Source organism: Aeromonas sp. FDAARGOS 1404 (assembly GCF_019047085.1).
GTDB lineage: Bacteria > Pseudomonadota > Gammaproteobacteria > Enterobacterales > Aeromonadaceae > Aeromonas > Aeromonas veronii.
The window spans coordinates 87193-114185 of sequence record NZ_CP077237.1 but is presented as its reverse complement, the minus strand read 5'-3'; the positions used below and the strand labels follow the sequence as shown (position 1 = coordinate 114185).

Here is a 26993-nt window from a genome sequence, read left to right as displayed (position 1 = left end):
GAAGACGACTGCACCAGTTGATTGGGCGTAATGGCTGTTGTGCAGCCAGCTCCTGACAGTTCAATATCAGAAGTGATCTGCACCAATCTCGACTATGCTCAATACTCGTGTGCACCAAAGCGAGGTGAGCATGGCGACGGACACCCCACGGATTCCAGAACAAGGCGTGGCCACTCTGCCTGATGAGGCTTGGGAGCGTGCGCGCCGTCGTGCGGAGATCATCAGTCCGTTGGCGCAGTCGGAGACGGTCGGGCACGAAGCGGCCGATATGGCGGCTCAGGCGCTGGGCTTGTCTCGGCGCCAGGTATACGTTCTGATCCGGCGTGCCCGGCAAGGCAGCGGCCTCGTGACGGATCTGGTGCCCGGCCAGTCCGGTGGAGGTAAAGGTAAGGGGCGCTTGCCGGAACCGGTCGAGCGCGTCATCCACGAGCTACTGCAAAAGCGGTTCCTGACCAAGCAGAAGCGCAGCCTAGCGGCCTTTCACCGCGAAGTCACTCAGGTGTGCAAGGCTCAAAAACTGCGAGTGCCGGCGCGCAATACCGTGGCCTTACGGATCGCTAGCCTTGACCCGCGCAAGGTCATCCGCCGGCGGGAAGGCCAGGATGCCGCTCGTGACCTACAAGGTGTGGGCGGCGAGCCTCCTGCCGTGACCGCGCCGCTGGAGCAGGTGCAGATAGACCATACGGTCATCGACCTGATCGTGGTCGATGACCGCGACCGGCAACCTATTGGCCGCCCGTACCTGACCCTCGCCATCGACGTGTTCACCCGCTGCGTGCTCGGCATGGTCGTCACGCTGGAAGCGCCGTCTGCCGTTTCGGTTGGCCTGTGCCTCGTGCATGTCGCCTGCGACAAGCGCCCTTGGCTGGAAGGACTGAACGTGGAAATGGATTGGCAGATGAGCGGCAAGCCCTTGCTGCTCTACCTAGACAACGCGGCCGAGTTCAAGAGCGAGGCCCTGCGCCGGGGTTGCGAGCAGCATGGCATCCGGCTGGACTATCGCCCGCTGGGACAGCCGCACTATGGCGGCATCGTGGAACGGATCATCGGCACGGCGATGCAGATGATTCACGACGAACTGCCGGGAACGACCTTCTCCAACCCTGACCAGCGCGGCGACTACGATTCCGAAAACAAGGCCGCCCTGACGCTGCGCGAGCTAGAGCGCTGGCTCACATTGGCGGTCGGCACCTACCACGGTTCGGTGCACAACGGCCTGCTCCAACCGCCGGCCGCGCGCTGGGCCGAGGCCGTGGCGCGTGTCGGCGTACCGGCCGTCGTCACACGCGCTACTTCGTTCCTGGTCGATTTTCTGCCGATCCTCCGGCGCACGCTGACCCGCACCGGCTTTGTCATCGACCACATCCACTACTACGCCGATGGGCACTGTTGCAAATAGTCGGTGGTGATAAACTTATCATCCCCTTTTGCTGATGGAGCTGCACATGAACCCATTCAAAGGCCGGCATTTTCAGCGTGACATCATTCTGTGGGCCGTACGCTGGTACTGCAAATACGGCATCAGTTACCGTGAGCTGCAGGAGATGCTGGCTGAACGCGGAGTGAATGTCGATCACTCCACGATTTACCGCTGGGTTCAGCGTTATGCGCCTGAAATGGAAAAACGGCTGCGCTGGTACTGGCGTAACCCTTCCGATCTTTGCCCGTGGCACATGGATGAAACCTACGTGAAGGTCAATGGCCGCTGGGCGTATCTGTACCGGGCCGTCGACAGCCGGGGCCGCACTGTCGATTTTTATCTCTCCTCCCGTCGTAACAGCAAAGCTGCATACCGGTTTCTGGGTAAAATCCTCAACAACGTGAAGAAGTGGCAGATCCCGCGATTCATCAACACGGATAAAGCGCCCGCCTATGGTCGCGCGCTTGCTCTGCTCAAACGCGAAGGCCGGTGCCCGTCTGACGTTGAACACCGACAGATTAAGTACCGGAACAACGTGATTGAATGCGATCATGGCAAACTGAAACGGATAATCGGCGCCACGCTGGGATTTAAATCCATGAAGACGGCTTACGCCACCATCAAAGGTATTGAGGTGATGCGTGCACTACGCAAAGGCCAGGCCTCAGCATTTTATTATGGTGATCCCCTGGGCGAAATGCGCCTGGTAAGCAGAGTTTTTGAAATGTAAGGCCTTTGAATAAGACAAAAGGCTGCCTCATCGCTAACTTTGCAACAGTGCCGGATTGAATATAACCGACGTGACTGTTACATTTAGGTGGCTAAACCCGTCAAGCCCTCAGGAGTGAATCATGACCGTAGTCACGACCGCCGATACCTCCCAACTGTACGCACTTGCAGCCCGACATGGGCTCAAGCTCCATGGCCCGCTGACTGTCAATGAGCTTGGGCTCGACTATAGGATCGTGATCGCCACCGTCGACGATGGACGTCGGTGGGTGCTGCGCATCCCGCGCCGAGCCGAGGTAAGCGCGAAGGTCGAACCAGAGGCGCGGGTGCTGGCAATGCTCAAGAATCGCCTGCCGTTCGCGGTGCCGGACTGGCGCGTGGCCAACGCCGAGCTCGTTGCCTATCCCATGCTCGAAGACTCGACTGCGATGGTCATCCAGCCTGGTTCGTCCACGCCCGACTGGGTCGTGCCGCAGGACTCGGAGGTCTTCGCGGAGAGCTTCGCGACCGCGCTCGCCGCCCTGCATGCCGTCCCCATTTCCGCCGCCGTGGATGCGGGGATGCTCATCCGTACACCGACGCAGGCCCGTCAGAAGGTGGCCGACGACGTTGACCGCGTCCGACGCGAGTTCGTGGTGAACGACAAGCGCCTCCACCGGTGGCAGCGCTGGCTCGACGACGATTCGTCGTGGCCAGATTTCTCCGTGGTGGTGCATGGCGATCTCTACGTGGGCCATGTGCTCATCGACAACACGGAGCGCGTCAGCGGGATGATCGACTGGAGCGAGGCCCGCGTTGATGACCCTGCCATCGACATGGCCGCGCACCTTATGGTCTTTGGTGAAGAGGGGCTCGCGAAGCTCCTCCTCACGTATGAAGCGGCCGGTGGCCGGGTGTGGCCGCGGCTCGCCCACCACATCGCGGAGCGCCTTGCGTTCGGGGCGGTCACCTACGCACTCTTCGCCCTCGACTCGGGTAACGAAGAGTACCTCGCTGCGGCGAAGGCGCAGCTCGCCGCAGCGGAATGAGCGAACGTCGATATAGCCCGCTCGCGACGCTGTTCGCGGCGACCTTTCTCTTCCGGATCGGCAACGCGGTGGCGGCCCTCGCGCTTCCATGGTTCGTCCTGTCTCATACAAAGAGCGCGGCCTGGGCGGGCGCCACGGCCGCTAGCAGCGTCATCGCGACCATCATCGGCGCGTGGGTTGGTGGTGGCCTCGTCGATCGGTTCGGGCGCGCGCCCGTCGCATTGATCTCGGGTGTGGTGGGCGGCGTGGCCATGGCGAGCATCCCACTGCTCGATGCCGTTGGCGCCCTCTCGAACACTGGGCTGATCGCTTGCGTGGTGCTCGGTGCCGCGTTCGACGCACCCGGTATGGCCGCGCAGGACAGTGAGCTGCCCAAACTCGGCCACGTCGCCGGGCTCTCCGTTGAGCGCGTCTCGTCACTGAAAGCGGTGATCGGGAACGTCGCGATTCTAGGTGGCCCGGCCCTTGGGGGGGCCGCAATCGGCCTGCTTGGCGCTGCGCCAACGCTCGGGCTGACGGCGTTCTGCTCCGTCCTTGCAGGTCTGCTCGGCGCGTGGGTGCTTCCCGCGCGTGCCGCTCGGACGATGACCACGACGGCGACTCTCTCCATGCGCGCCGGCGTCGCTTTTCTCTGGAGCGAACCCCTGCTGCGCCCTCTCTTTGGTATAGTGATGATCTTCGTGGGCATCGTTGGCGCCAACGGCAGCGTCATCATGCCTGCGCTGTTTGTAGATGCAGGACGCCAAGTAGCAGAGCTCGGGCTGTTCTCCTCAATGATGGGGGCTGGTGGTCTCCTTGGCATTGCCATTCATGCGTCGGTCGGCGCCCGGATATCAGCGCAGAACTGGCTGGCGGTGGCATTTTGTGGCTCTGCGGTGGGCTCGCTTCTGCTTTCACAGTTGCCAGGCGTGCCGGTGCTGATGTTGTTGGGCGCGCTCGTGGGACTGCTGACCGGCTCAGTCTCTCCCATTCTCAACGCTGCCATCTACAACCGCACGCCGCCAGAACTTCTCGGCCGGGTACTCGGCACGGTCTCGGCGGTGATGCTGTCAGCCTCGCCCATGGTTATGCTTGCGGCCGGCGCGTTTGTCGACCTTGCTGGTCCGCTCCCTGGCCTCGTTGTATCGGCCGTGTTTGCGGGGCTCGTGGCTCTACTCTCGCTCCGTCTTCAATTTGCTACAATGGCGGCGGCAGCCACAGCCTCCGCCCCAACCCATACAGAAGGTGAACACTGATGCCCCGCCCCAAGCTCAAGTCCGATGACGAGGTACTCGAGGCCGCCACCGTAGTGCTGAAGCGTTGCGGTCCCATAGAGTTCACGCTCAGCGGAGTAGCAAAGGAGGTGGGGCTCTCCCGCGCAGCGTTAATCCAGCGCTTCACCAACCGCGATACGCTGCTGGTGAGGATGATGGAGCGCGGCGTCGAGCAGGTGCGGCATTACCTGAATGCGATACCGATAGGCGCAGGGCCGCAAGGGCTCTGGGAATTTTTGCAGGTGCTCGTTCGGAGCATGAACACTCGCAACGACTTCTCGGTGAACTATCTCATCTCCTGGTACGAGCTCCAGGTGCCGGAGCTACGCACGCTTGCGATCCAGCGGAACCGCGCGGTGGTGGAGGGGATCCGCAAGCGACTGCCCCCAGGTGCTCCTGCGGCAGCTGAGTTGCTCCTGCACTCGGTCATCGCTGGCGCGACGATGCAGTGGGCCGTCGATCCGGATGGTGAGCTAGCTGATCATGTGCTGGCTCAGATCGCTGCCATCCTGTGTTTAATGTTTCCCGAACACGACGATTTCCAACTCCTCCAGGCACATGCGTAAACGGAGGTGTGCAGAGTCCCTGCGGCAGGCGACGAACACGACCGTCGTCGATTAGTACCGGTACGGTCGGTGGTATCGAAGTCTTGATCACCACTCAGGTCTACGGCTTACAAATGGTGACCATCCCGATACTTGCGTCAGAGCACCGGGCCGATTCTTTGACAGTGAATCACTCCCGTAAGGTTGTGCCGGTGTGGGTGTCCCGGGTCGAGACGATACTCCGCCAATGCGCCCAGCAAACAACCTGGCCATCGCAGGTGGTGGGGAGCGGTGTGGCGGATGAGTTGGACAAGTTGGTGTAGCAGCACGAGCACGGCGAGATAACATCGCAGGAGTTCGACATGCTCAAGAGACAGCTGATTGCGAATCGCGATGCAGATTCATAACCCGATTGCGGGTTGGCTTCACTCGGCACTGTTGCAAATAGTCGGTGGTGATAAACTTATCATCCCCTTTTGCTGATGGAGCTGCACATGAACCCATTCAAAGGCCGGCATTTTCAGCGTGACATCATTCTGTGGGCCGTACGCTGGTACTGCAAATACGGCATCAGTTACCGTGAGCTGCAGGAGATGCTGGCTGAACGCGGAGTGAATGTCGATCACTCCACGATTTACCGCTGGGTTCAGCGTTATGCGCCTGAAATGGAAAAACGGCTGCGCTGGTACTGGCGTAACCCTTCCGATCTTTGCCCGTGGCACATGGATGAAACCTACGTGAAGGTCAATGGCCGCTGGGCGTATCTGTACCGGGCCGTCGACAGCCGGGGCCGCACTGTCGATTTTTATCTCTCCTCCCGTCGTAACAGCAAAGCTGCATACCGGTTTCTGGGTAAAATCCTCAACAACGTGAAGAAGTGGCAGATCCCGCGATTCATCAACACGGATAAAGCGCCCGCCTATGGTCGCGCGCTTGCTCTGCTCAAACGCGAAGGCCGGTGCCCGTCTGACGTTGAACACCGACAGATTAAGTACCGGAACAACGTGATTGAATGCGATCATGGCAAACTGAAACGGATAATCGGCGCCACGCTGGGATTTAAATCCATGAAGACGGCTTACGCCACCATCAAAGGTATTGAGGTGATGCGTGCACTACGCAAAGGCCAGGCCTCAGCATTTTATTATGGTGATCCCCTGGGCGAAATGCGCCTGGTAAGCAGAGTTTTTGAAATGTAAGGCCTTTGAATAAGACAAAAGGCTGCCTCATCGCTAACTTTGCAACAGTGCCATTTCAAGAGCTAAACAGGAGTAAATAAAAATGAGTTTAATTATTAAAGCGAGAAACATACGCTTGGATTATGCTGGGCGTGATGTTTTGGATATTGATGAATTGGAAATTCACTCTTATGACCGTATTGGTCTTGTGGGTGATAACGGAGCAGGAAAGAGTAGTTTACTCAAAGTACTTAATGGCGAAATTGTTTTAGCCGAAGCGACATTACAGCGTTTTGGTGATTTTGCACATATCAGCCAACTGGGCGGAATCGAAATAGAAACGGTCGAAGACCGGGCAATGTTATCTCGCCTTGGTGTTTCCAATGTACAAAACGACACAATGAGTGGCGGAGAGGAAACTCGTGCAAAAATTGCTGCCGCATTTTCCCAACAAGTACATGGCATTCTAGCGGATGAACCAACCAGCCACCTTGATCTCAATGGAATAGATCTACTTATTGGTCAACTTAAAGCATTTGATGGAGCATTACTTGTTATCAGTCATGACCGATATTTTCTTGATATGGTTGTAGACAAGATATGGGAGTTAAAAGACGGTAAAATTACGGAATATTGGGGTGGTTACTCGGATTACTTGCGTCAAAAAGAAGAAGAGCGACAACACCAAGCCGTAGAATATGAGCTGATGATGAAGGAACGGGAGCGATTAGAATCTGCTGTGCAAGAAAAACGCCAGCAAGCTAATCGATTAGACAATAAGAAAAAAGGAGAAAAATCCAAAAACTCTACCGAAAGTGCTGGACGACTTGGGCATGCAAAAATGACTGGCACCAAGCAAAGAAAACTGTATCAGGCAGCTAAGAGTATGGAAAAGCGTTTGGCTGCATTAGAAGATATTCAAGCACCAGAGCATTTGCGTTCTATTCGTTTTCGTCAAAGTTCAGCCCTAGAACTGCACAATAAGTTCCCGATTACGGCAGATGGTCTGAGCTTAAAATTTGGTAGCCGTACTATCTTTGATGACGCTAACTTTATAATACCGCTTGGCGCTAAAGTCGCTATAACTGGATCGAATGGAACAGGGAAAACGTCCTTGTTAAAAATGATATCAGAACGTGCTGATGGATTAACCATATCTCCAAAAGCTGAAATTGGCTACTTTACACAAACAGGATATAAATTTAACACGCATAAATCTGTGCTCTCCTTTATGCAGGAAGAGTGCGAGTACACAGTTGCGGAAATTCGTGCAGTATTGGCTTCAATGGGGATCGGAGCGAATGATATTCAAAAAAACTTATCCGACTTATCGGGAGGTGAAATCATCAAACTGCTTTTATCCAAAATGCTTTTAGGAAAATATAATATTTTGCTTATGGATGAACCAGGAAACTATCTTGACCTAAAAAGTATTGCCGCATTAGAAACAATGATGAAGTCCTATGCAGGAACTATTATCTTCGTATCTCATGACAAGCAATTGGTCGATAATATTGCTGACATTATCTACGAGATCAAAGACCACAAAATCATCAAGACTTTTGAGAGAGATTGTTAATGATAGCCAATCTAATCCGAACATTAATTATTGAACTCTTTAAAGGAAATTAAAAATGACAATTCAAGATATTCAATCACTTGCTGAAGCACACGGCTTGTTGCTTACGGACAAAATGAATTTCAATGAAATGGGCATTGATTTTAAGGTCGTTTTTGCTCTTGATACAAAGGGGCAACAATGGTTGCTGCGTATTCCTCGTCGTGATGGCATGAGGGAACAAATCAAGAAAGAAAAACGCATTTTAGAATTGGTAAAAAAACATCTTTCTGTAGAGGTTCCTGATTGGAGAATTTCATCTACAGAATTAGTGGCTTATCCCATACTTAAAGATAATCCTGTTTTAAATTTGGATGCTGAAACCTATGAAATAATTTGGAATATGGACAAAGATAGCCCGAAATACATAACATCTTTGGCAAAAACCTTATTTGAAATCCATAGTATTCCTGAAAAAGAAGTTCGGGAAAATGATTTGAAAATTATGAAACCTTCAGATTTAAGACCTGAAATAGCAAACAATTTGCAGTTAGTAAAATCTGAAATTGGTATAAGTGAGCAATTGGAAACCCGCTACAGAAAATGGTTGGATAATGATGTTCTATGGGCAGATTTCACCCAATTTATACATGGCGATTTATATGCTGGGCATGTACTAGCTTCAAAGGATGGAGCTGTTTCAGGCGTTATTGATTGGTCAACAGCCCATATAGATGACCCAGCGATTGATTTTGCTGGGCATGTAACTTTGTTTGGAGAAGAAAGCCTCAAAACTCTAATCATCGAGTATGAAAAACTAGGGGGTAAAGTTTGGAATAAACTATATGAACAGACTTTAGAAAGAGCAGCGGCCTCTCCTTTGATGTATGGTTTATTTGCCTTAGAAACTCAAAATGAAAGCCTTATCGTTGGAGCAAAAGCTCAGTTGGGAGTTATATAATTTAAAAATATGATTGCTGAGGCACTGTTGCAAATAGTCGGTGGTGATAAACTTATCATCCCCTTTTGCTGATGGAGCTGCACATGAACCCATTCAAAGGCCGGCATTTTCAGCGTGACATCATTCTGTGGGCCGTACGCTGGTACTGCAAATACGGCATCAGTTACCGTGAGCTGCAGGAGATGCTGGCTGAACGCGGAGTGAATGTCGATCACTCCACGATTTACCGCTGGGTTCAGCGTTATGCGCCTGAAATGGAAAAACGGCTGCGCTGGTACTGGCGTAACCCTTCCGATCTTTGCCCGTGGCACATGGATGAAACCTACGTGAAGGTCAATGGCCGCTGGGCGTATCTGTACCGGGCCGTCGACAGCCGGGGCCGCACTGTCGATTTTTATCTCTCCTCCCGTCGTAACAGCAAAGCTGCATACCGGTTTCTGGGTAAAATCCTCAACAACGTGAAGAAGTGGCAGATCCCGCGATTCATCAACACGGATAAAGCGCCCGCCTATGGTCGCGCGCTTGCTCTGCTCAAACGCGAAGGCCGGTGCCCGTCTGACGTTGAACACCGACAGATTAAGTACCGGAACAACGTGATTGAATGCGATCATGGCAAACTGAAACGGATAATCGGCGCCACGCTGGGATTTAAATCCATGAAGACGGCTTACGCCACCATCAAAGGTATTGAGGTGATGCGTGCACTACGCAAAGGCCAGGCCTCAGCATTTTATTATGGTGATCCCCTGGGCGAAATGCGCCTGGTAAGCAGAGTTTTTGAAATGTAAGGCCTTTGAATAAGACAAAAGGCTGCCTCATCGCTAACTTTGCAACAGTGCCGCTGAACCTACTTTCACACCTCCGTGAAGGCGATACCCTTGTTGCCCATTCCATTGACCGCCTTGCACGTAACACCCGCGATTTACTGGAACTGATTGATGGCCTTGTTGAGCGGGGAATCGTTGTTCGCTTCCTGGCTAACGGCATGAGCTTTGACAACTCCCCGCAAAGTCGTCTGATCCTGACCATGATGGGTGCTGTGGCAGAGTTTGAGCGAGGTATGATCGCTTCAAGGCGTAATGAAGGCATCGCGATTGCTAAAGAGGCAGGTCGGTACAAAGGCAAGCAGAAGAATAAGGAACTACACAGTAAGATCACTGAAATGCTCTTGGCTGGAAAGAACACGCCGGATGAGATTGCGAAGCTGTGCGATTGTGGCAGGGCGACAGTGTTTCGTGTCAAAAAGGAAATGATGAGTACAAAACAGGTATAGATTATCGAGAAGGCAGAAGAAGGATTAGATCCTTCTTCTTATTGAATGCTTTCCTATACTTTAAAGACCATTTTCTTTATATAATTTCTCTAGATCTAAAGTTATGTTTCTCTTATTCAATTCCCTTTCTATACACTCCCAGCGATTACGTGTAGCAACGTTAAGATCGGCAAGGGCGTTATCTGCCTCAGAGTTACTCAGGCCACTTAGGCTAGACTTTAACTCAAAATCAAGATCGTCATATCTTTGATGTTCAGATCTACATTTTCCTGTTATTGCATCATTTATGTACTTCCTATCATTGTAAGGATCGTATGTTCTATATGTTGCTAGGGCTGTTGTGCTGAAAAATAGTAAAAGCATGAATGTTGCTTTCATCGGTATCCCCTTGCTATTGAATCAGAATATTAATTATTTCACCAGTATCAGCATTGAACGTGCAAGAATATATAACATTCTTAAATGCACCGAAAGCATTTTGAGCCTTAGCTTTACTCCCATAGAGGGTTACTAACTTATTTTCTTTATCATACCAGTCGTATGAAGAAAATTTCTGTTCAAGTACACCATCCGTCCATTCGAATTGGTATTTAGCTGACTTTTCGACAGCATTCGAGCAGGAATAACTGCCCCCCTTACCATATTTTGTTGCATAACAGTATGCATCCTCAAGACACTTGGCTTTATCTTCCTTTTGTTTTTTAGCTAACAGGGCCTCTTCAGCAGCTTTGTCTGCTTCTCTCTTTTCTTTATTCGCTCTGTCTTTTTCTCTTTTCTCTATCAAATATGTTGAGTATTCACTTTTATTAAAAATTTTATTCCTCTTGGCATCTGAAAATTCTGCTTCAGATAGAAATCCCAATTCTTTACCTTGCATTGCACTTGCAGAAGATCCCAGTGTATTCGAGATACTTACCAAAAGGATTAATAAACAAGGTACAGTGTAATTGTTTACATATTTGTATTTTGAGGGGGGTAACAGTCTATTCCTAATCCGCTCCATGGAAAGTAGTGCCCAGGACAAAGCTAACAAAGCGACTAATGTCATAAATGTGGCAGATATAATAGTAAGCGTGCTTGACCAGAAACCCATTCCGGGCTCATATATTTCTTTATAAGTACCTAGCCCAAAGATTAGAGTGATTAATCCCCATAGACTATATACTAACGCTTGCATTCTTTTTTTCATGATATCTGTAGTTCCATTACGGTTAAAAAATTAGATGAGACTCATTTGTTTCTGATGTTTGATGATACATATCTTTCCGGCCAAATGGTATGGGTAGTAACGCCTATATAGTCAGCAATGATCTGCTCACCTTTAGGCCAGTGCCGCTCAAGTGCGTTATAGAGAGTCCTCTCATGTAATCCGTTATCTCTTGAAAGCTGTGCTAGTGTTCCTCCCTTCTTCTTAATCGCTGCCAGTATGTCTGCTCTGTGCCAGTTCTTTGTACTGGCATCCCGCTCCTTTTTCTGCGATTCTTTAGGATTATGAATACTCATAATGATCACTCGTTACTTACATTGAGCATATGATTGATCACTATATGGAACGTGTCAAACCCAAATAAGGAACTTTTGTTCCCTTTGTTGTGGTGATAGGTGGTAGTATGGCGGATAAGAAAGAGAGCGTTTTGCAGTTCAGCGAGAGGCTAAAATCAATTGTCCCTGCGGGCTCTGGCCGTGACTTTGCTAAGAGGGCTGGGATTGGCTACAGCACTGTCCATAACTACCTACAGGGCGTCTCAAGCCCGACTCTTGAGAATCTTGTTTCGCTCGCTAGAGCTGGGAATGTCTCCGTGGAGTGGCTGGCGACAGGCGAAGAGTTTAAGAGGGCTACCATGGCGGTAGCTCAGGAAGCAGGGAATGGCAGGATACTAAAAATTCCTTTCTTAGATAAATTAGAGTTCCTTTTTTTGGATTTAGAGGCCTTTCCTGCTCTTCAAGATAAAGCAGACAGTCTTGCTGCTATGCAAGTAGATAGCGATGTGATGGAGCCAACGTTTGGCGTAGGGAGTGTTCTAGTTCTAGATCAGGGCCAGAAAGACCTCAGGGATAGCAAAGTCGTTGTGCTCCGTAAGGGAGGAAGCTACTTGTACAAGAGGGTGCAGATAGTTTCTGAAGGGTACAGCTTGCTTAGTGATAACAAGCAATATAACGAAATGATTGTTACGGATGAGTCTCTATGTGGTTTCGAAGTTTTAGGAACAGTGATTGCTGTTTCAAATATATTAAATTGATATTGGCTGAGCTGTTGATGACAAAAACACAGAGTAACTTTACTAAGTTACTAATGAATAATACGGAAATAAATTGCTAAATGTGTCTGTTTGATTTTAGATTGTACTTGTATGAAATTGACTCACTAGTGTTTTTTATTTTTGAATCATGGTGCACCCAAACTTCATATGATGCACCACTTTTAAAACGCACCTCTCCAACAATTATATTTTTGGTTTCTTTTCTACAAACAATCGAACTTATATGCCGTCTGAAAATCATGTTCTGTTTAGTTGGGTTATCACTAAACGACAATGCATCCCTCAGCGTTACTTTAGTATCTCCTTCGCTGAGGGATTTTTGAGCTTGAAGTTGTTCAAGTTCAGATTCACCCTCTTCAATGTCTTCGTAGATTCTTTGAAGGATACGAGTTTTTCCTTTGTTCACTACTCGCATAGCTTCCAAGTCAATCAGTAACTGCTCTAGTTCAGTAATCCTTGGTGAGTTATCTATAACATTACTTTTGTGGGTGATTTCTTCCATGGATAGTGTGCCTAACTGTTTGATTAGATAGAAATCAATATTTTTATAGTAACCTTTGTATGTACAAGTTCTGTTTTGCATTCCAGAACACACTTTATAGTAATCATCCCCACGTTTTTGTTTTGCAACAAGTGGCTTCCCACATTGGCACTTTAAGAGATTACTGAAAGGCCCCACAGTATTGTATGAAGTATCGTCTTTCTTCTTTTTGATTGTGATCAGCTCAAACTCAGCAAGGGTACAAATCTTGGGATAGAGCCCCGCCACTGTTTCAACATCTTTGTATTCACCATCCCTTGCCTCAAAGTACGTCTTTGCACCATAGAGGATCGTGTTTTTCAGAATGTTGCGGATTACTGCCACTTCCCAGTTTTTACCTTTGGGGCTCTTGATTCCCTCTGTATTGAACTGTCTAACTATTGCTAGGGGGCGAATACCATCAAGGGCCATATCAACGATACGGCGGGCTAGGGGGCCCATATTGTTCAGTATTGGCTTACCGTCCACAACATCAATCCAAAATGGCTGTCGTCCCTGAATTATTCGTTGATTTCTTTTTTGGGTCTTCACGGCTCTAAGACGTTCAGACTTTTTCTGAGATTCCTTGAATGCCAAGTCAGCACTGATCATCAGGGGCAGGGCACTCATTAAATCCTGAATGTTGTCGTTTGTGTAAATCTGGTTGTTCTCTAAAGTAACGAAGGTACAGCCAGTACTAACGAGGGACTTTACCAGAGAGACAACATGATCCCAGCCCTGCCGAGATAGGCGGTCGGTAGCCTCAACGAGTAGCCACGTTCCAGATGGGATCGTACCGTTCTCAACTGCCATCAGAAGGGATTCAAGACCCTCGCGTTTTACATGCCGTTTCCAGCCGGAGAAGCCAAGATCCTTGAACTGACTCTCAATCAGTTCTAAGCCCTCACGTTCACAAAACTTGTATGCGGCTTCTTCTTGTCGCCTGATTGAATCACCATCAGCCTGTTGGCTGCTAGAGAAACGGGAGTACAGGATCGCTTTGGGCTTGCTGGCAGTGGTCATTTTGATAGGTGTCATGGGTAGTTGCCTGTCAGTACTGGGGATTATACCTGTATCCTAAAATAACTAACATCGTGATGATCATCGCACCACTCGGGGTGTTCGGTCTGATGGCGGAAGCCATCGGTACCTATGGCTTCGACGTGCTGACCCTGGTACTCAAGCTGTTCGTGGTCTATGTGGCTGCCATCCTTATCTTTGGCTTTGTGGTCTATCCGCTGCTGGTGATGATGTTCTCCAACACGCCGGTAATGAAGTACCTCTCTGCCATGAAGAAGCCGCAGATCGTGGCCTTCTCCACCGCCTCTTCCATGGCGACCCTACCGGTCAATATGGAGACCTGCGAGCATGACCTGAAAGTGACCAACGCGACCGCCTCCTTCGTGTTGCCGCTGGGGGCCACCATCAACATGAGCGGCAACGCCATCTATTACGGTCTGGTCGCCATCTTCTTCGCGCAGGTTTACAACATCGATCTGAGCGTCGGTGCCTGGGCAGCCATCATTGTGACCTCCACTCTGGGGGCGATCGGTCAGGCCGGTGTGCCGGGCCCAAGCTTCCTGGTGGTTGCCGTACTGCTGGCGGCCGGGATCCCCATCGAAGGGCTGCCGCTGCTGTTCGCGCTGGATCGTCTGTTCGACATGATCCGCACCTCCCTCAATATCACCGGCGATGCGGCCTGTGCTGTCATTGTTGACCGCTTCAGCCCGGAATATGACCCAGAGCGCTGGAACAAGGCATAACTGCTTTGAGCTGGGCTGAGATATAACAGCCCTAATCTGACACTGCGTAACGCGAGCCCCTGCCATGATGGCGGGGGCTTTTTTATATCTGCCTGACAAGTATCAGAGCAAAGGTGTGCACAAGAGATTGCTGACGGATTTAGCTGTGTTGAATGGAGAGTACAGGAGGGGAAAACATCAGTTGTGGGTATGGGCCGTATGGCGTCAACCGGCCTGTTGTAGATGCCGGGGTAGGGGATTGTCAAACGGCGGGTAACAAAAAGGGGAGCCTCGCTCCCCTCGGATATGATTTGCTGCTGGTTCTACTCCATCAGGCCATATGGTTAAACCATCCTGGTTACACCCTTGTGGCGAAAGAAACAGCGTCAACGTGATAAAATCATATCTATGTTGACCATCTCGGCATTATTACTGAAAAGCGCCAGTTGGTGGCGATTAAACAGACATGGCAAAGAGGGCCGGTCCGGATTGATGCCTCTCTATCCGGCTCAGAACTGTGACAGTGAGGGCAGAGAGACAGCAACCAGGGTGAAAAACACCGTGAAAACGGCAGTGACGACAAACTCTTTCATTTTTCTCTCCCTAAGTTGTTGGTTGATGTAGTCAAGATACCATAACAAGGGGGTAAAACAAGGTGTAAGTTGATAAAATAGCTGATTTATGTGCGTGGTTGGTTGAGATGGCTATTTTTGTCATATTGAGCTGATTTTATCACCTGTCATGGCATGTTAGGCATTCAAGATTCTGTTTTTATGGTTATTTCATTTAAATTCAATTAGTTGGTGAGCTGTTGGTTGGTTTGGTGAAGGGTTTTGTATGGAGCTTAAGTGGCATTTTATAAGTTTTCACCCTCGTAATAGTGTCATTGAGGCCATAAAAAGTGTGCAAGGCAATGACTTGACGATTCCTGACGTAGATAGCCCATCCAAAAGAAGTCTATGGAGAGAGTCTGGTTGCCAACCCTTGTCGCACCATCACTTTATCAGTCAGGAGTCTCCGCATTTTTACAGCAATACACTGGGGACATAGGGAGGAGAGCGGTGCATCGGGGGGATACAGAGTGGCAGCTGGCTGTTTAATCACCGCCAATTTCCCCGTTGGCCTCGGAAGAGACATGGCCGCAGCAAGAGTGAGGTGCGCAATAGGCCAGAGGCGTATTCTCTGGCTGGGCTGGGCTGGGCTGGGCTGGGCGCGAGTAGCGATTTGCGTAGCCGGTGCATCTGCGTGAGTCATGTGAGTGCAATACGAGAACTGCGCCGGAGCATGGTTGGGGAAGATATCTGAGTCCCTTCTACAAGATTGAGATATAAAAAGCGGCGTATGACGAGGAGGCTGAACAAGCTCGCTTCAGGGGCGACAGAGCGCAGGTCAACGCAAGCCGGTTCGCAGTGATAAAACATCCACGACAATACCGGAACTCTGTTCGTAGGCTGATGCTGGTTGGTGTGAGGAGGGGAAGGCTGGTGATCAGTCAGATGGCGCAAGGGTTGGTAATCAGGCAACCCGTATGGTGAGGGGCACACAGCGTGCCGATGCACCCGTTTTTGTAAGATATTAAAAAACCCTCCGATGGAGGGTTTTTGTCATCAACAGCCGGTTAAAAGCCGCGTGGCTTAGAACAGGGTGGTGGAGAGGTTGTAAAGCTCCTGATCGAACGGACGCTTCATGTTCTCGATGCAGTCGATGATGTCGTGGTGTACCAGCTCGTTGCGCTGAATACCGACGCAGCGACCACCGTGGCCAGCCAGCAGCTGCTCAACGGCGTAGGCACCCATACGGCTGGACATGATGCGGTCACGGGCAGTCGGGGCGCCGCCACGCTGGATGTGGCCCAGGATGGTGGCGCGGGTTTCACGACCGGTCAGGGCTTCGATGTCTTTAGCCAGGGCGTTCACGTCGGTCACATGTTCACAGATGGTGATGATGGCGTGCTTCTTGCCCTTGGCTTCGCCTTCCTTGATCTGCTTGAGCAGCTTCTCTTTGTCGAAGGCTACTTCCGGCACGATCACATACTCGGCACCACCGGCAACGGCGGCAGACATGGCCAGATCGCCACAGTGGCGACCCATGATCTCGACCACGGAGATACGGTGGTGGGAGCTGCAGGTGTCGCGCAGGCGGTCGATGGCGTCAACCACCACGTTCAGGGCAGTATCAAAGCCGATGGTGAAGTCGGTACCGGCGATGTCGTTGTCGATGGTGCCCGGCAGGCCGATGCAGGGGAAACCCTCTTCAGTCAGCTTCTTGGCCCCCATGTAGGAGCCGTCACCACCGATGACGACCAGCGCATCGATACCGTGTTTTTTCAGGTTTTCGATCGCTTCGGCGCGCACAGCGGGGTCTTTGAAAGCAGGGAAACGGGCGGAGCCGAGGAAAGTACCACCACGGTTCACCACGTCGGAGACGCTGTGACGCTCCAGCTTGACGATGCGATCCTGGTGCAGACCGAGGTAGCCATCATAAATACCGTAAACTTCCAGGCCATGATGCAAACCGGCGCGAACCACGGCGCGAATGGCTGCGTTCATACCCGGTGCGTCGCCACCACTGGTCAAAACACCAATACGTTTGATTTGTTTGGTCATGAGTGCCTCTGGATCTGAGTTGTCAAATACGAATGTTTAAATAGACAAGCCACTTTTACTATATCGGCTTTCATATGGGATGCGGGGGCCACCATAGGAAAAGCGATACAAGAGAGGGGACGAGCCCCTCTCTTTGCCGTAATCAGCGATTACTTGGCAGCGCCAGCGATGATCTGGGAGAAGTCGTCCACTTTCAGGGACGCACCACCGACCAGGCCACCGTCGATGTCCGGCTGACCGAACAGGTCGGCTGCAGTGGCGCCAGTGACGGAACCGCCGTACAGGATCTGTACTTTGGCAGCAACGGCGGCATCAAAACCGGCCAGGTACTGACGGATGTGAGCGTGAACGGACTGAGCGATCTCCGGAGTGGCAGTCTTGCCAGTACCGATGGCCCATACCGGCTCGTAAGCGATAACGGCGTTGTTGAAGGAAGCGATGCCGCAACGGTCGATAACGGCTTTCAGCTGGGTCTCAACCACGTTCTTGGTCACGCCGGCTTCGAACTGCTCCAGAGTTTCACCGATGCACAGAACCGGCACCAGGCCGCCTTTCTGGATCGCTTCGTACTTGGCAGCAACCACGTCGTCAGTCTCTGCGTGCAGGGTACGACGCTCGCTGTGGCCGACCAGAGAGTAGGTGCAACCAAAGGCTTTCAGCATGGAGGGGGCGTTTTCGCCGGTGAAGGCACCAGACTCGTGAACGTCAGCGTTCTGGGCACCGTAGGCAATCTTGCTGCCAGCGGTCAGTTGCTCAACCAGACCCAAAAAGATAACCGGCGGGCAGACGGCGACTTGCACAGAAGGATGAGCGGCAGCAGCCGGGGTCAGTCCTTTGATCAGAGCTTCTACAGAAGCCTTGGTGCCGTTCAGTTTCCAGTTACCCATTACCAGGTGCTGTCTCATCTTGTATATCTCCTAGGCATTTGATTGCGCGACATTATATGAATTGAACCGAGCCCAAGATAGCTGACCCGGCGGCAAATGACGTAATTTTTTTTCGCTTTCCTGATCCAAATCAGGAATGAAACGCTTGATCGCTCATTCGTTAACCTGCCCCCGCAAGCGAGCCCACCATACCCCAATCCATTCGTGGATGGCAGCTTCGGAATACATCAAATAACGCCCTTTGGGCAAATAACTGTAGAGCGGCTGGGGTACCTGGCTCTGCTTGGCGGTGTAGTCGGTGGGGGCCGGCACGGCCTTGAGTCCCTGACCCTGATAGAGGGCCATGGCACGTGGCAAATGAGTGGCCGAACTAACCAGTGCCACCTCTTTTCCTTTCAGATGGCGGCTGATACTGACCGCTTCATCATGAGTGTCTTTGTTGTTTTCAAACAACGTCATTCGCGAACGGGATATGCCAAGGCTCTCGGCCATCCGGGCATTGACCTCGGCATTGGAGAGCGTATCCCCCGATACATAGCCGGAGAACACCAGCTCGGCGTCCGGATAGGCCTGGGCGAGGCGAACCCCTTCGAGGGTGCGGGCCAGGGCGATATTGTTCTGCCAACTGCGCATCGGCACCGCCGGGTCGCTGACATGACCATTGCCGAGCACCACGATGGCCTCGATGTTGGGATGCTGGCTCACCTCGAACGGCGGGTAGGTCTGCTCCAGCCCGCGGGCCAGTTCATAGCTCACCGGCCGCATCCCCATCAGCGCCACAATGAGCAGCGAGAGGGTGGCCAGCAGCTTGCCGGTTTTCTGAAAACGGGTGAACCAGAGCAGCAGCAGGGCGAGCAGCAGCAGGGAGAGGGAGAAGGGGAGCGGCATCAACAGCTGACCAAGCCACTTTTTGAGCACAAACACGGCAGACACTTCCTTGAGTTTTCAGCAAATTCGGGATGTGACAGAATACCTCTCTTTTTTGGGATGGCCACAACCCTGTGGCGCTAATGTTGAGTTTCTCCTTGAAGCACGATCAGAGTTTTGACGGGCGCGCCGACAAGTTCGCTCGCAACATTTACGACTCCACCAAGGGGCGCATCCGCACCACCATTGTCTGGAGCGACATCGAAGCCTGCCTGGCCCGCCTTGGCAACCGACCGCTGCGCATCCTCGATGCGGGGGGCGGTTTTGGCTATTTTGCCCAGAAGCTGGCGGCCATGGGCCATCAGGTGGAGCTGTGCGATCTGTCAGCAGAAATGCTGGAACTGGCCCGCAGCCAGATCGCCGAGAAGGGGCTGGAAGACAAAATCCGTCTCATCCATTGCCCCATTCAGGATCTGAAGCAACACGTGACCGGGACCTTTGATCTGGTGCTCTGCCATGCGGTGCTGGAGTGGCTTGCCGAGCCGCGCCAGACCTTGCTGGGTCTGTTCCCTTTCGTCAATGCCGGGGGCATACTGTCGCTGCTTTTCTATAACCGTCATGGCTTGCTGTTCCAGAGCCTGGTGGTGGGCAATTTTGACTATGTACGCCTTGGCCTTCGCAAGAAGCGCCAGACAGCGCTTACGCCCACCAATCCCCAGTTGCCGGAACAGGTCTATGACTGGATTGGTCGCGGGGGGCTGCGCATCATCGGCAAGACCGGGGTGCGGGTGATCCACGACTATATGCGTCACAAGCAGGATCAGGTGGAGAAGTTCGACGATCTGCTGGCCATGGAGCAGCAATATTGCCGTCAGGAGCCTTTTGTCGCCCTCGGCCGCTATATCCATGTGATGGCCCAGAAGCCGGCCAGCTGATTGCTCGCTGTTCACGTCGATGTGAACCATGTTTTCGATGCTACCGGATGTAGCCGCGAGCACGATTTTGCGCCCAATACAACAACGAGATGACAACATCATGATGAGTACATCCCGTACCCTGCCAGAGCGTTCTTTGCCGGAGCTAGTAGGGTGGGTCAGGCAGGAGGGGTTGGCGTTGAGCCTGCCGACCGACCGGCTGGCCTTTCTGATTGCAATCAAGACCCTGTCCGAAGATGAGTCGGATTTGTCGGAAGCGGCGCTGCACGACGCCTTTGGCTATGTCAGCAGCGCCTTCGGCCAGATGGACGAGACCCTCACCGGTCGCGCCAACAATGCCATCAACGATCTCATTCGCCAGCAGCTGCTGTCGCGCTTCAACACCGACATGGTGGCGGGGGAGAGCCTCTACCGTCTGTCGCGCCTGGGTGTGAGCATCGTCGACTTCTTTATGGATCAGCGTCAGGTTGACTCCATCAAGCTCTCCATTCTGCTCGAACACCTGGCTGCCGAGCTCGACACCGCCCGCAAGGCGGCGCTCGAGACCAACACCCGCGAGCAGTGGGATGCCGAGGTGCTGCCGCGCCTCACCTTCTCGCTGGAAGAGACCTTGGGGCGCATCGATCTCACCCAGCGCGCCATGGATGAGCAGCAGAATCAGGTCAAAAGCGAAATCGCGGCCCTGCTGACCCAGAACTGGGTCGATGCCATTCACAGCTGCGAAAAGCTGCTGCACGAGACCGGCCAGACCCTGCGCGAGCTGCAAGATACCCTGGACGCTGCCGGCCACCGCCTGCAGGCGGGGCTGCTCAACATTCAGGAAGCGGCGCAGGGGCGCGACGATCTGTTCCATGTCGAGGAGCTCACCCACGCCTTGCAAGGTCGTCTTGACGTCATCACCAGCTGGGGTCAGCAGTGCATCGAGCTCTGGTCCCGCTACGACAGACACGTCCACAAATTTATCCGCAACGCCATCGACATGGACAAGAACCGTGCCTTCAGCCAGCGGCTGCGCGAGTCCATCCGCAATTTCGAGCAGCACAACTGGCAGCTGCGGGTGGCCGAAGAGCCCCGTCTGCTGGAGCTGCGCGACGAAACCATCGCCATCCACGACGAGGAGGTGACCGGTGAGGTGCCCCTCGAGATGGAGTACATGGAGATGGTGGACATCAACCAGGAGCTGGCCGAGCGGATCGAGCGCTATCTGGCCCGCTATCCCGAGCAGGGCCAGCAGCTGGATCTGGCCGATGTGCTGCGCGAATACCTGCTGGACTATCCGGCTCATGCCCACTTCGATGTGGCGCGTCTTCTGATCGACCAGGCCGTGCGCCTGGGCCATGCCAGCGGCGAGCGCGAACTGCATCGCCAACCCGCATGGAAACCCATTAACCAAGCTGGATCCAAGGTTCAGGCCTATGTCATTGATCAATACTGAGTTTCCCTTGCCGCTGCGGCTCGCAGAGGCGATTGCCAACCCCTTGTTTCCGCGCATCGACACCGCCTTGCGCTCCGGTCGCCACATCAGTGCCGACGAGTTCGAGCAGCATTCGGCGCTGGTCGAATATCACAGCGAGCTGGAGATCTTCTACGGCCGCTATCAGGTGGAGCTGATCAAGGCGCCGGAAGGCTTCTTCTACCTGCGTCCGCGCCCGAGCTCCGACATCGGCACCACTGTGCTCTCCGAGCTCGATATGCTGGTGGGCAAGGTGCTCTGCTACCTCTACCTGAGCCCGGATCGTCTGGCTTCGGAAGGGGTATTCGCCATGGCCGAGCTGCAAGAAGAGGTGCTGAGCCTCGCCGACGAGAAGCAGCTGCTGCGGATGGTCAACAGCCGCTCCGGCGGTACCGATCTCGACAAGAAGAAGTTGCTCGAAAAGATCCGTACATCCATGCGCCGTCTGCGCCGCCTTGGCATGATCACCGCTCTTGGCAACGGGGATAAATTCCGGGTCAACGAATCGGTGTTCCGTTTCGCCGCCGACGTGCGTTCCGATGAAGATCCGCGCGCCGTCCAGCTGCGGATGATCCAGGAGGGGGAAGCCATCTTCCACGACGACGAAATGCCGAGCAGCGACTCGCTCTTTGATGACATCGAGGCGGATCTCGATGAAGAACAACTGGATCTGGAGGTATAACCGGTGCGAGGCAAGTTCAAATCCCTGACCATGGTCAACTGGAACGGCTTCTTTGCCCGGACCTTCGATCTCGACCAGCTGGTCACCACTCTTTCCGGCGGCAACGGCGCGGGCAAGTCCACCACCATGGCGGCCTTTATCGCGGCGCTCATCCCCGACCAGTCATTGCTCCATTTCCGCAATACCACGGAAGCGGGATCGAGCAGCGCCTCCCGTGACAAGGGGCTCTACGGCAAGCTGCAGCGCGGCCACTGCTATTCCCTGCTGGAAGTGATGAACAGCCGCGAACAGCGGATCTGGGTCGGCGTGCACCTCGAACAGGTGGCCAACCGTGACAACAAGGTCAACATCACCCCGTTTGCGCTGGTGGATGTGCCGGAGAATCTGGCACCGACCGATCTGCTGCTGGAGAAGCTTGATGGCGGCAAGGGGCGGGTACGTGCCTTTACCGACCTGAAAGGGGCGGCCGCCGAGCTGGGGGCGCTGAAAGTCGCCAAATTCAATACGGTGACCGACTATCACAACTTCATGTTCGAGTTCGGCATCACCCCGAAGAAACTGCGTGATCAAAAAGATCGCGGCAAGTTCTATCGCCTGATCGAGGCTTCCCTCTACGGCGGCATCTCCTCGTCCATCAGCCGTTCCCTGCGCGAATACCTGCTGCCGGAGAACTCCGGGGTGCGCAAGGCGTTTGCAGACATGGAGGCGGCCATCTATGAAAACCGCCGCACGCTGGAGGCGATCAAGGAGACGCAAGGTCAGCGGGATCTGTTCAAGAACCTGATCACAGAGACCACCCACTATGTGGCCGCCGACTATGTGCGCAACGCCGCCGAGAAGAGCCGCCTCTCCGAGCTGGCCCTCAAGGCGCGCCAGGAGCTGGCCGACAAGCGCCGCATTCTGGCAGAAGAGAAACAGCGCGCCATCTATCTGGCCGACGAGGTGGAGCAGCTCACCAACCGTGAGAAACTGCTGACCGACGAGCTGGAGTCTGCCTCCGAGCATCTGGCAAAGGTGATGGCGGCGGTTTCTCTGCAGAAGAAGATCGAGATGTATCGCGCCGATCTGGCGGATCTCTCCGACAAACTCGAACAGCAGCAGGCGGTGGTGGAGGAGATCCACGGCCAGCTGCTGGAGGTAGAAGAGCGCAAGGAGCTGGCGCAGGCCGAGGTAGATAGCCTCAAGACCCAGCTGGCCGACTACCAGCAGGCGCTCGATATTCAGCAGACCCGCGCCATCCAGTACCGTCAGGCGGTGCAGGCCCTCGATGCTGCCCGCGAGCAGTGCGAGCTGCCGGGGCTGACCGCCGAACAGGCGAGCGACACCCTGCACCAGTTCCGCGCAGCCGAGCAGAGCCTCACCAGCCGGGTGCTGGGGGCCGAGCAACAGCTGGCACTGGCCAAGGCGGCAGTGGCCGAGCACGAAGCGGCGCTGGCGCTGCTGCTCAGCATCGCGCCGAAAACAGTGCGCGAGGCCGCCTGGCCTACCGCGCAGGCGCTGCTCAAGCGTCACATCGAAGACAAGGCCCGCATTGCCCAGGGGCAGGGGCTGCGCGCTGCGCTGGCTCGCCTCGAGAAAGAGAGCGAAAGCCAGAAGAGTCTCTTCAAGTTGCGTGACGAGCTGCAGCAGGCCTCTGGTCAGCTAATTGCCAGCAGCGATGAGCTGGAGATCTTCCTCGAAGCCCAACGCACCCGTCAGGAGGAGCTCTCCGAGCAGCAGGCGGAGGTGAATCAGCGCCGCGCCAGCCTCGAGCATCAGGGCACCCAGCTGGGCCGCGATATTGCGGAGCTCACCAAGCTTGCGCCACGCTGGCTCAAATCCTTTGAAAAGCTCGAGCAGCTGCGCGAGCAGAGCGGCCTGCCGCTTGCCACCGCCGAAGAGCTTTCGGCCGGTATGCAGACTGTGCTCGACAAGGAGCGCGAGTTCGAGCAGGAGAGCAATCGCATCGCGGCGCAGAAACAGGCGCTGGAGCTGCAAATTCGCAACCTGCAGCTGGGAGCCGGCGAGGCGGATCCCCGTCTTGCCCGCATTGCCGAGCAAGTGGGGGGCGTGCTGCTCTCCGACGTCTATGACGATATCTCCATCGACGATGCCCCTTACTACTCGGCGCTCTACGGCCCGGCTCGCAGCGCTTTGGTGGTGCTCGACCTTGAGGGCGCCATCGAGCGGCTGAAAAAGCTGGAAGATTGCCCGGAGGATATCTACCTGATTCAGGGCAACCCCGACTCCTTTGACGAGGATCTGGTGGAAGCGGACGAGCTGGGGGATGCCGTGCTGGTGCGCACCAGCAAGCGTCAGGTGCGCTTCTCCCGCTACCCCGAGCTGCCGCTGTTTGGTCGCGCCGCGCGGGAAAAACGGATCGAGCAGCTCGACCTTGAGCGCGAAGGTCTCATCGAGGGCTACGCCAAGGCCGCGTTTGAGCAGCAGAAGTATCACCGTCTCTACGGTCACTTCCGCGACTTTATCGGTCAGCATCTGGATATCGCCTTCCGCCCCGACCCCGAAGCCGAAGTGCAGGCCAAACAGGCCGAACTGCGCGCGCTGCAAGGTGCCATCGGTGAGTGCGACAAGCAGCTGGCCGAGGCCAAAGCGGCCGCCGCCCAGCTGACCCGCCATATCCAGCTGGTGCAGGGCATGCTGCCGTTTGCCCACCTGTTTGCCGAGACTGATCTGGCGGCCCGCCTCGAGGCGGCTCACGCCGATGTGGAAGCCCTGAAACAGGCCGAAGCCTTTATCGCCAAACACGGCAAGTCGCTGGAAAAACTGGAATCCATGGTGCAGGTGCTGCGTCAGGATCCGCAGGATCTGGCTGCGCTGCAGGCTGCCTATGATGAGGTGAGCGACCTGCTGGCCGAGCAGAAACGCCGTTGCTACGCCCTCGATCAGCTGGTCGCCCGTCTGCCGCACTTTGCCTATCAGGATGCACAAGACCTGCTGGGCAAGGCCTCCGAGATGAGCGAGCGACTCAAAGAGAAGCTGAAAGCGGCTGAGCTGGCGGCCCGTACCGCTGGCGAGCAGCACAAGCAGATTGCCCAGCGCCACACCGAGGCGTTGCAGCTGCGCACTGCGCTCAACTCCAGCGTCGAGGCCAAGCGCCAGACCCTGACCGAGTTCGAGCAGGAGCTGGCGGCCATGGGGCTGACCCTCTCTGACGATATGGAAGAGAAGGCGCGCGCCCACAAGAAAGAGATCGAAGAGCTGCTGATCCGCACCCGTTCCCGTCGCACCAGCGCCGAGGCCCAGTTGCAGGTAACCAAGCGCGAGATCGAATCCCTTGGCGGTCGTCTCAAGCTCGAAGGCAAGGATTACTACAGCGCCCGTAAATCTCTGGTGGGTCACAAGGCGAGCTGGTCACGGGTGGTGCGTCTGGCGCGGGAGACCGATGTCGAGAAGCGCCTCAACAAGCGTGAACTGGCCTACCTCGACAGCGACGAGCTGCGCTCCATGTCGGACAAGGCCCTCGGCGCCCTGCGGGTGGCGGTGGCCCACGACGAGGCCCTGCGCGATGCGCTGCGACTGTCGGAGGGCAACCGCAGCACCGAGCAGAAGGTCGCCTTCTATGTGCAGGTCTACCGCTACCTCAAGGATCGCATTCGCAACGACATCATCCGCTCCGATGATCCGGTCGAGGCGATCGAAGAGATGGAGATCGAGCTGGCCCGTCTGGCTGACGAGCTCAAGCAGCGGGAAACCCATCTGTCGCTCTCCTCCCACGAGGTGGCGGCCAAGATCACCAACATCATCCGCCGCGAGCAGAACCGCATCCGGGTGCTCAACCAGGGCTTGCAGAACATCGCCTTCGGTCTGGTGCGCGGGGTGCGCCTCAACGTCAATATCCGCGAGGCCCATACCCGACTGCTGACGGCGCTGGCCGATCAAACCGCCATGCACAACGATCTGTTCGCCGACAAGGAGCTCAGCTTCTCCGAGGCGATGGCCAAGCTGTTCCAGCGCCTCAATCCGCAGATCGAGCAGGGGGATCGCAGCTATCAGGTGATGGGTGACGTGCTGCTCGACTATCGCAACTACCTGGAGCTGGAGATTGAGGTGCAGCGCGGGGCCGATGGCTGGCTGCGTGCCGAGAGCGGTGCGCTTTCCACCGGTGAGGCGATCGGTACCGGTCAGGCCATCCTCTTGATGGTACTGATCAGCTGGGAGGAGGAGTCCCGCCGTCTGCGCGGCAAGGATATCGCCCCGTGCCGTCTGTTGTTCCTCGACGAAGCGGCCCGTCTGGATGGCAAATCCATCGCCACCCTGTTCGAGCTGTGCGAGCGGCAGGATATGCAGCTGCTTATCGCGGCGCCGGAGAACATCAGCCCCGAGAAGGGCACGACCTACAAGCTCATCCGCAAGGTGCAGGGCAAGCACGAACACGTGCATGTGGTGGGTCTGCGGGGCTTCGGCTTCGCCGACGACAAGCTGATTGCCTGAGAAGTCTCTGGCCCATCCGACACGGGATGACCGGTAACTAGTTGAAAGGGAGGCATTTGCCTCCCTTTTTACATGGAAGATATGGCAAAGTAGCCGCACCATCGCTGCGGCCTGACAATAAGGCGAGAAGTTGCTTGCGAACATGCCGCCAGTGTCACCGGCTGCATCGAAGATGCAAAAATAGCGCAGAGTGGAAAGAAGAAGAGAGGAGAGGGGAAAGGTGCAACATATCCAGAAAGGGCTGCTGTTATCTCTTTGTCTGCTGTTGGCGGCCTGTAGCAGCCGTTATGACGAGAGCCACGGCGGCAGCTGGCGCGGCTATAGCGAAACCGGCTATGCCAGCTATTATGCCGACCGCTATCACGGCAAAAAGACCGCCAGCGGCGAGCTCTATCGCAACAATCTCAATAGCGCCGCCCATATGGAATTGCCCTTTGGTTCCATGGTGCGGGTCACCAACCTCGCCAACGGCAAGAGCGTAGTGGTCAAGGTCAATGATCGCGGCGCCTTTAAAAGCGGGCGTATTATCGACCTTTCCAAATCCGCCTTCGGCTCCATCGCCAATATTCGCGACGGGATTATCAAAGTAAAAATAGAGGTGCTCTAGGCTGGGTGAACCTGTTTATACACGAAAATGGAAGTTGATGAATGATATTGGGAGGCT

General features: G+C 54.4%; 22 protein-coding genes and 2 pseudogenes. 17 read left to right on the top strand and 7 right to left on the bottom strand.

The window, feature by feature from the left end; translation table 11 throughout:
• Positions 1 to 130 precede the first annotated feature (130 nt).
• The 10 genes and pseudogenes from I6L34_RS00495 to I6L34_RS00450 form a co-directional block, all read left to right on the top strand.
• Positions 131 to 1381 (top strand): annotated as a pseudogene (locus tag I6L34_RS00495) (transposase); the annotation flags it as partial.
• Positions 1382 to 1445: 64 nt separating this feature from the next.
• Positions 1446 to 2150, top strand: a complete 705-nt coding sequence (locus I6L34_RS00490; RefSeq protein ID WP_001067855.1) for an IS6-like element IS26 family transposase — start codon at positions 1446 to 1448, stop codon at positions 2148 to 2150.
• Positions 2151 to 2271: 121 nt separating this feature from the next.
• Entirely contained in the window at positions 2272 to 3177 is a 906-nt protein-coding gene (locus tag I6L34_RS00485; RefSeq protein WP_000219391.1) for an Mph(A) family macrolide 2'-phosphotransferase, read from the top strand.
• Positions 3174 to 4412, top strand: a complete 1239-nt coding sequence (mrx(A), locus tag I6L34_RS00480; RefSeq protein WP_000004159.1) for a macrolide resistance MFS transporter Mrx(A) — start codon at positions 3174 to 3176, stop codon at positions 4410 to 4412. Before I6L34_RS00485 ends, mrx(A) begins: the two co-directional genes overlap by 4 nt.
• A complete protein-coding gene (gene mphR(A) / locus I6L34_RS00475) occupies positions 4412 to 4996 on the top strand; it encodes a macrolide-binding transcriptional repressor MphR(A) (protein ID WP_001137892.1) in 585 nt (194 codons plus the stop codon). The genes mrx(A) and mphR(A) overlap by 1 nt, the downstream gene beginning before the upstream one ends.
• A gap of 473 nt (positions 4997 to 5469) precedes the next feature.
• Positions 5470 to 6174 (top strand): IS6-like element IS26 family transposase, encoded by a 705-nt coding sequence (locus I6L34_RS00470; protein ID WP_001067855.1) that lies wholly within the window; start codon positions 5470 to 5472, stop codon positions 6172 to 6174.
• A gap of 82 nt (positions 6175 to 6256) precedes the next feature.
• Complete coding sequence (msr(E), locus tag I6L34_RS00465) at positions 6257 to 7732, top strand: ABC-F type ribosomal protection protein Msr(E) (RefSeq protein WP_000052512.1); 1476 nt, start codon at positions 6257 to 6259, stop codon at positions 7730 to 7732.
• Between the two features lie 55 nt (positions 7733 to 7787).
• A complete protein-coding gene (locus I6L34_RS00460) occupies positions 7788 to 8672 on the top strand; it encodes an Mph(E) family macrolide 2'-phosphotransferase (RefSeq protein WP_000155092.1) in 885 nt (294 codons plus the stop codon).
• Between the two features lie 83 nt (positions 8673 to 8755).
• Positions 8756 to 9460, top strand: coding sequence for an IS6-like element IS26 family transposase (locus I6L34_RS00455; protein ID WP_001067855.1), 705 nt, complete (start codon positions 8756 to 8758; stop codon positions 9458 to 9460).
• A gap of 5 nt (positions 9461 to 9465) precedes the next feature.
• Positions 9466 to 9945, top strand: a complete 480-nt coding sequence (locus I6L34_RS00450; RefSeq protein ID WP_216955349.1) for a recombinase family protein — start codon at positions 9466 to 9468, stop codon at positions 9943 to 9945.
• A 60-nt stretch (positions 9946 to 10005) separates the two neighbouring features.
• Here I6L34_RS00450 and I6L34_RS00445 read toward each other — a convergent pair whose 3' ends face one another.
• Genes I6L34_RS00445 through I6L34_RS00435 form a run of 3 tightly spaced genes read right to left on the bottom strand, consistent with a single transcriptional unit; the run spans position 10006 to position 11448 of the window.
• Positions 10006 to 10323: a hypothetical protein gene (locus tag I6L34_RS00445; protein ID WP_216955348.1), complete on the bottom strand. Its 318-nt coding sequence runs from the start codon at positions 10321 to 10323 to the stop codon at positions 10006 to 10008.
• A 13-nt stretch (positions 10324 to 10336) separates the two neighbouring features.
• Entirely contained in the window at positions 10337 to 11134 is a 798-nt protein-coding gene (locus I6L34_RS00440; RefSeq protein ID WP_216955347.1) for a hypothetical protein, read from the bottom strand.
• 41 nt (positions 11135 to 11175) lie between these two features.
• The gene (locus I6L34_RS00435) at positions 11176 to 11448 is read right to left on the bottom strand and encodes a helix-turn-helix domain-containing protein (protein WP_254202912.1); all 273 of its coding nucleotides are present in this window, start codon (positions 11446 to 11448) and stop codon (positions 11176 to 11178) included.
• A 107-nt stretch (positions 11449 to 11555) separates the two neighbouring features.
• Between I6L34_RS00435 and I6L34_RS00430 the strand changes: the two genes are divergently transcribed.
• Complete coding sequence (locus I6L34_RS00430) at positions 11556 to 12185, top strand: LexA family transcriptional regulator (RefSeq protein ID WP_216955346.1); 630 nt, start codon at positions 11556 to 11558, stop codon at positions 12183 to 12185.
• Positions 12186 to 12261: 76 nt separating this feature from the next.
• Here the strand turns inward: I6L34_RS00430 and I6L34_RS00425 are convergent, their stop codons facing one another.
• On the bottom strand, positions 12262 to 13764 hold the full coding sequence (locus tag I6L34_RS00425; protein WP_216955345.1) for a recombinase family protein: 1503 nt from the start codon (positions 13762 to 13764) through the stop codon (positions 12262 to 12264).
• A gap of 56 nt (positions 13765 to 13820) precedes the next feature.
• Between I6L34_RS00425 and I6L34_RS00420 the strand changes: the two are divergent.
• Positions 13821 to 14489: pseudogene (locus I6L34_RS00420) on the top strand (dicarboxylate/amino acid:cation symporter); the annotation flags it as partial.
• A 1613-nt stretch (positions 14490 to 16102) separates the two neighbouring features.
• Here the strand turns inward: I6L34_RS00420 and pfkA are convergent.
• The 3 genes from pfkA to elyC all read right to left on the bottom strand — a co-directional run bounded on the left by pfkA (position 16103) and on the right by elyC (position 18885).
• A complete protein-coding gene (pfkA, locus tag I6L34_RS00415; protein WP_005336840.1) occupies positions 16103 to 17074 on the bottom strand; it encodes a 6-phosphofructokinase in 972 nt (323 codons plus the stop codon).
• 149 nt (positions 17075 to 17223) lie between these two features.
• A complete protein-coding gene (gene tpiA, locus I6L34_RS00410) occupies positions 17224 to 17979 on the bottom strand; it encodes a triose-phosphate isomerase (RefSeq protein ID WP_005336839.1) in 756 nt (251 codons plus the stop codon).
• 135 nt (positions 17980 to 18114) lie between these two features.
• Positions 18115 to 18885 carry an envelope biogenesis factor ElyC gene (gene elyC, locus I6L34_RS00405; protein ID WP_058058823.1) on the bottom strand — a complete coding sequence of 257 codons (771 nt, stop codon included), beginning with the start codon at positions 18883 to 18885 and terminating at the stop codon, positions 18115 to 18117.
• A gap of 101 nt (positions 18886 to 18986) precedes the next feature.
• Here elyC and cmoM point away from each other — a divergent pair, with 101 nt between their 5' ends.
• From cmoM to I6L34_RS00380, 5 genes are all read left to right on the top strand, one after another.
• A complete protein-coding gene (gene cmoM / locus I6L34_RS00400) occupies positions 18987 to 19763 on the top strand; it encodes a tRNA uridine 5-oxyacetic acid(34) methyltransferase CmoM (protein WP_031227571.1) in 777 nt (258 codons plus the stop codon).
• Positions 19764 to 19863: 100 nt separating this feature from the next.
• Positions 19864 to 21198, top strand: coding sequence for a chromosome partition protein MukF (gene mukF / locus I6L34_RS00395; protein ID WP_058058822.1), 1335 nt, complete (start codon positions 19864 to 19866; stop codon positions 21196 to 21198).
• Positions 21179 to 21898: a chromosome partition protein MukE gene (gene mukE / locus I6L34_RS00390; RefSeq protein WP_005345759.1), complete on the top strand. Its 720-nt coding sequence runs from the start codon at positions 21179 to 21181 to the stop codon at positions 21896 to 21898. Before mukF ends, mukE begins: the two co-directional genes overlap by 20 nt.
• A gap of 3 nt (positions 21899 to 21901) precedes the next feature.
• The gene (gene mukB / locus I6L34_RS00385; RefSeq protein WP_216955344.1) at positions 21902 to 26329 is read left to right on the top strand and encodes a chromosome partition protein MukB; all 4428 of its coding nucleotides are present in this window, start codon (positions 21902 to 21904) and stop codon (positions 26327 to 26329) included.
• 220 nt (positions 26330 to 26549) lie between these two features.
• A complete protein-coding gene (locus I6L34_RS00380) occupies positions 26550 to 26936 on the top strand; it encodes a septal ring lytic transglycosylase RlpA family protein (protein ID WP_058056859.1) in 387 nt (128 codons plus the stop codon).
• Positions 26937 to 26993: the final 57 nt, after the last annotated feature.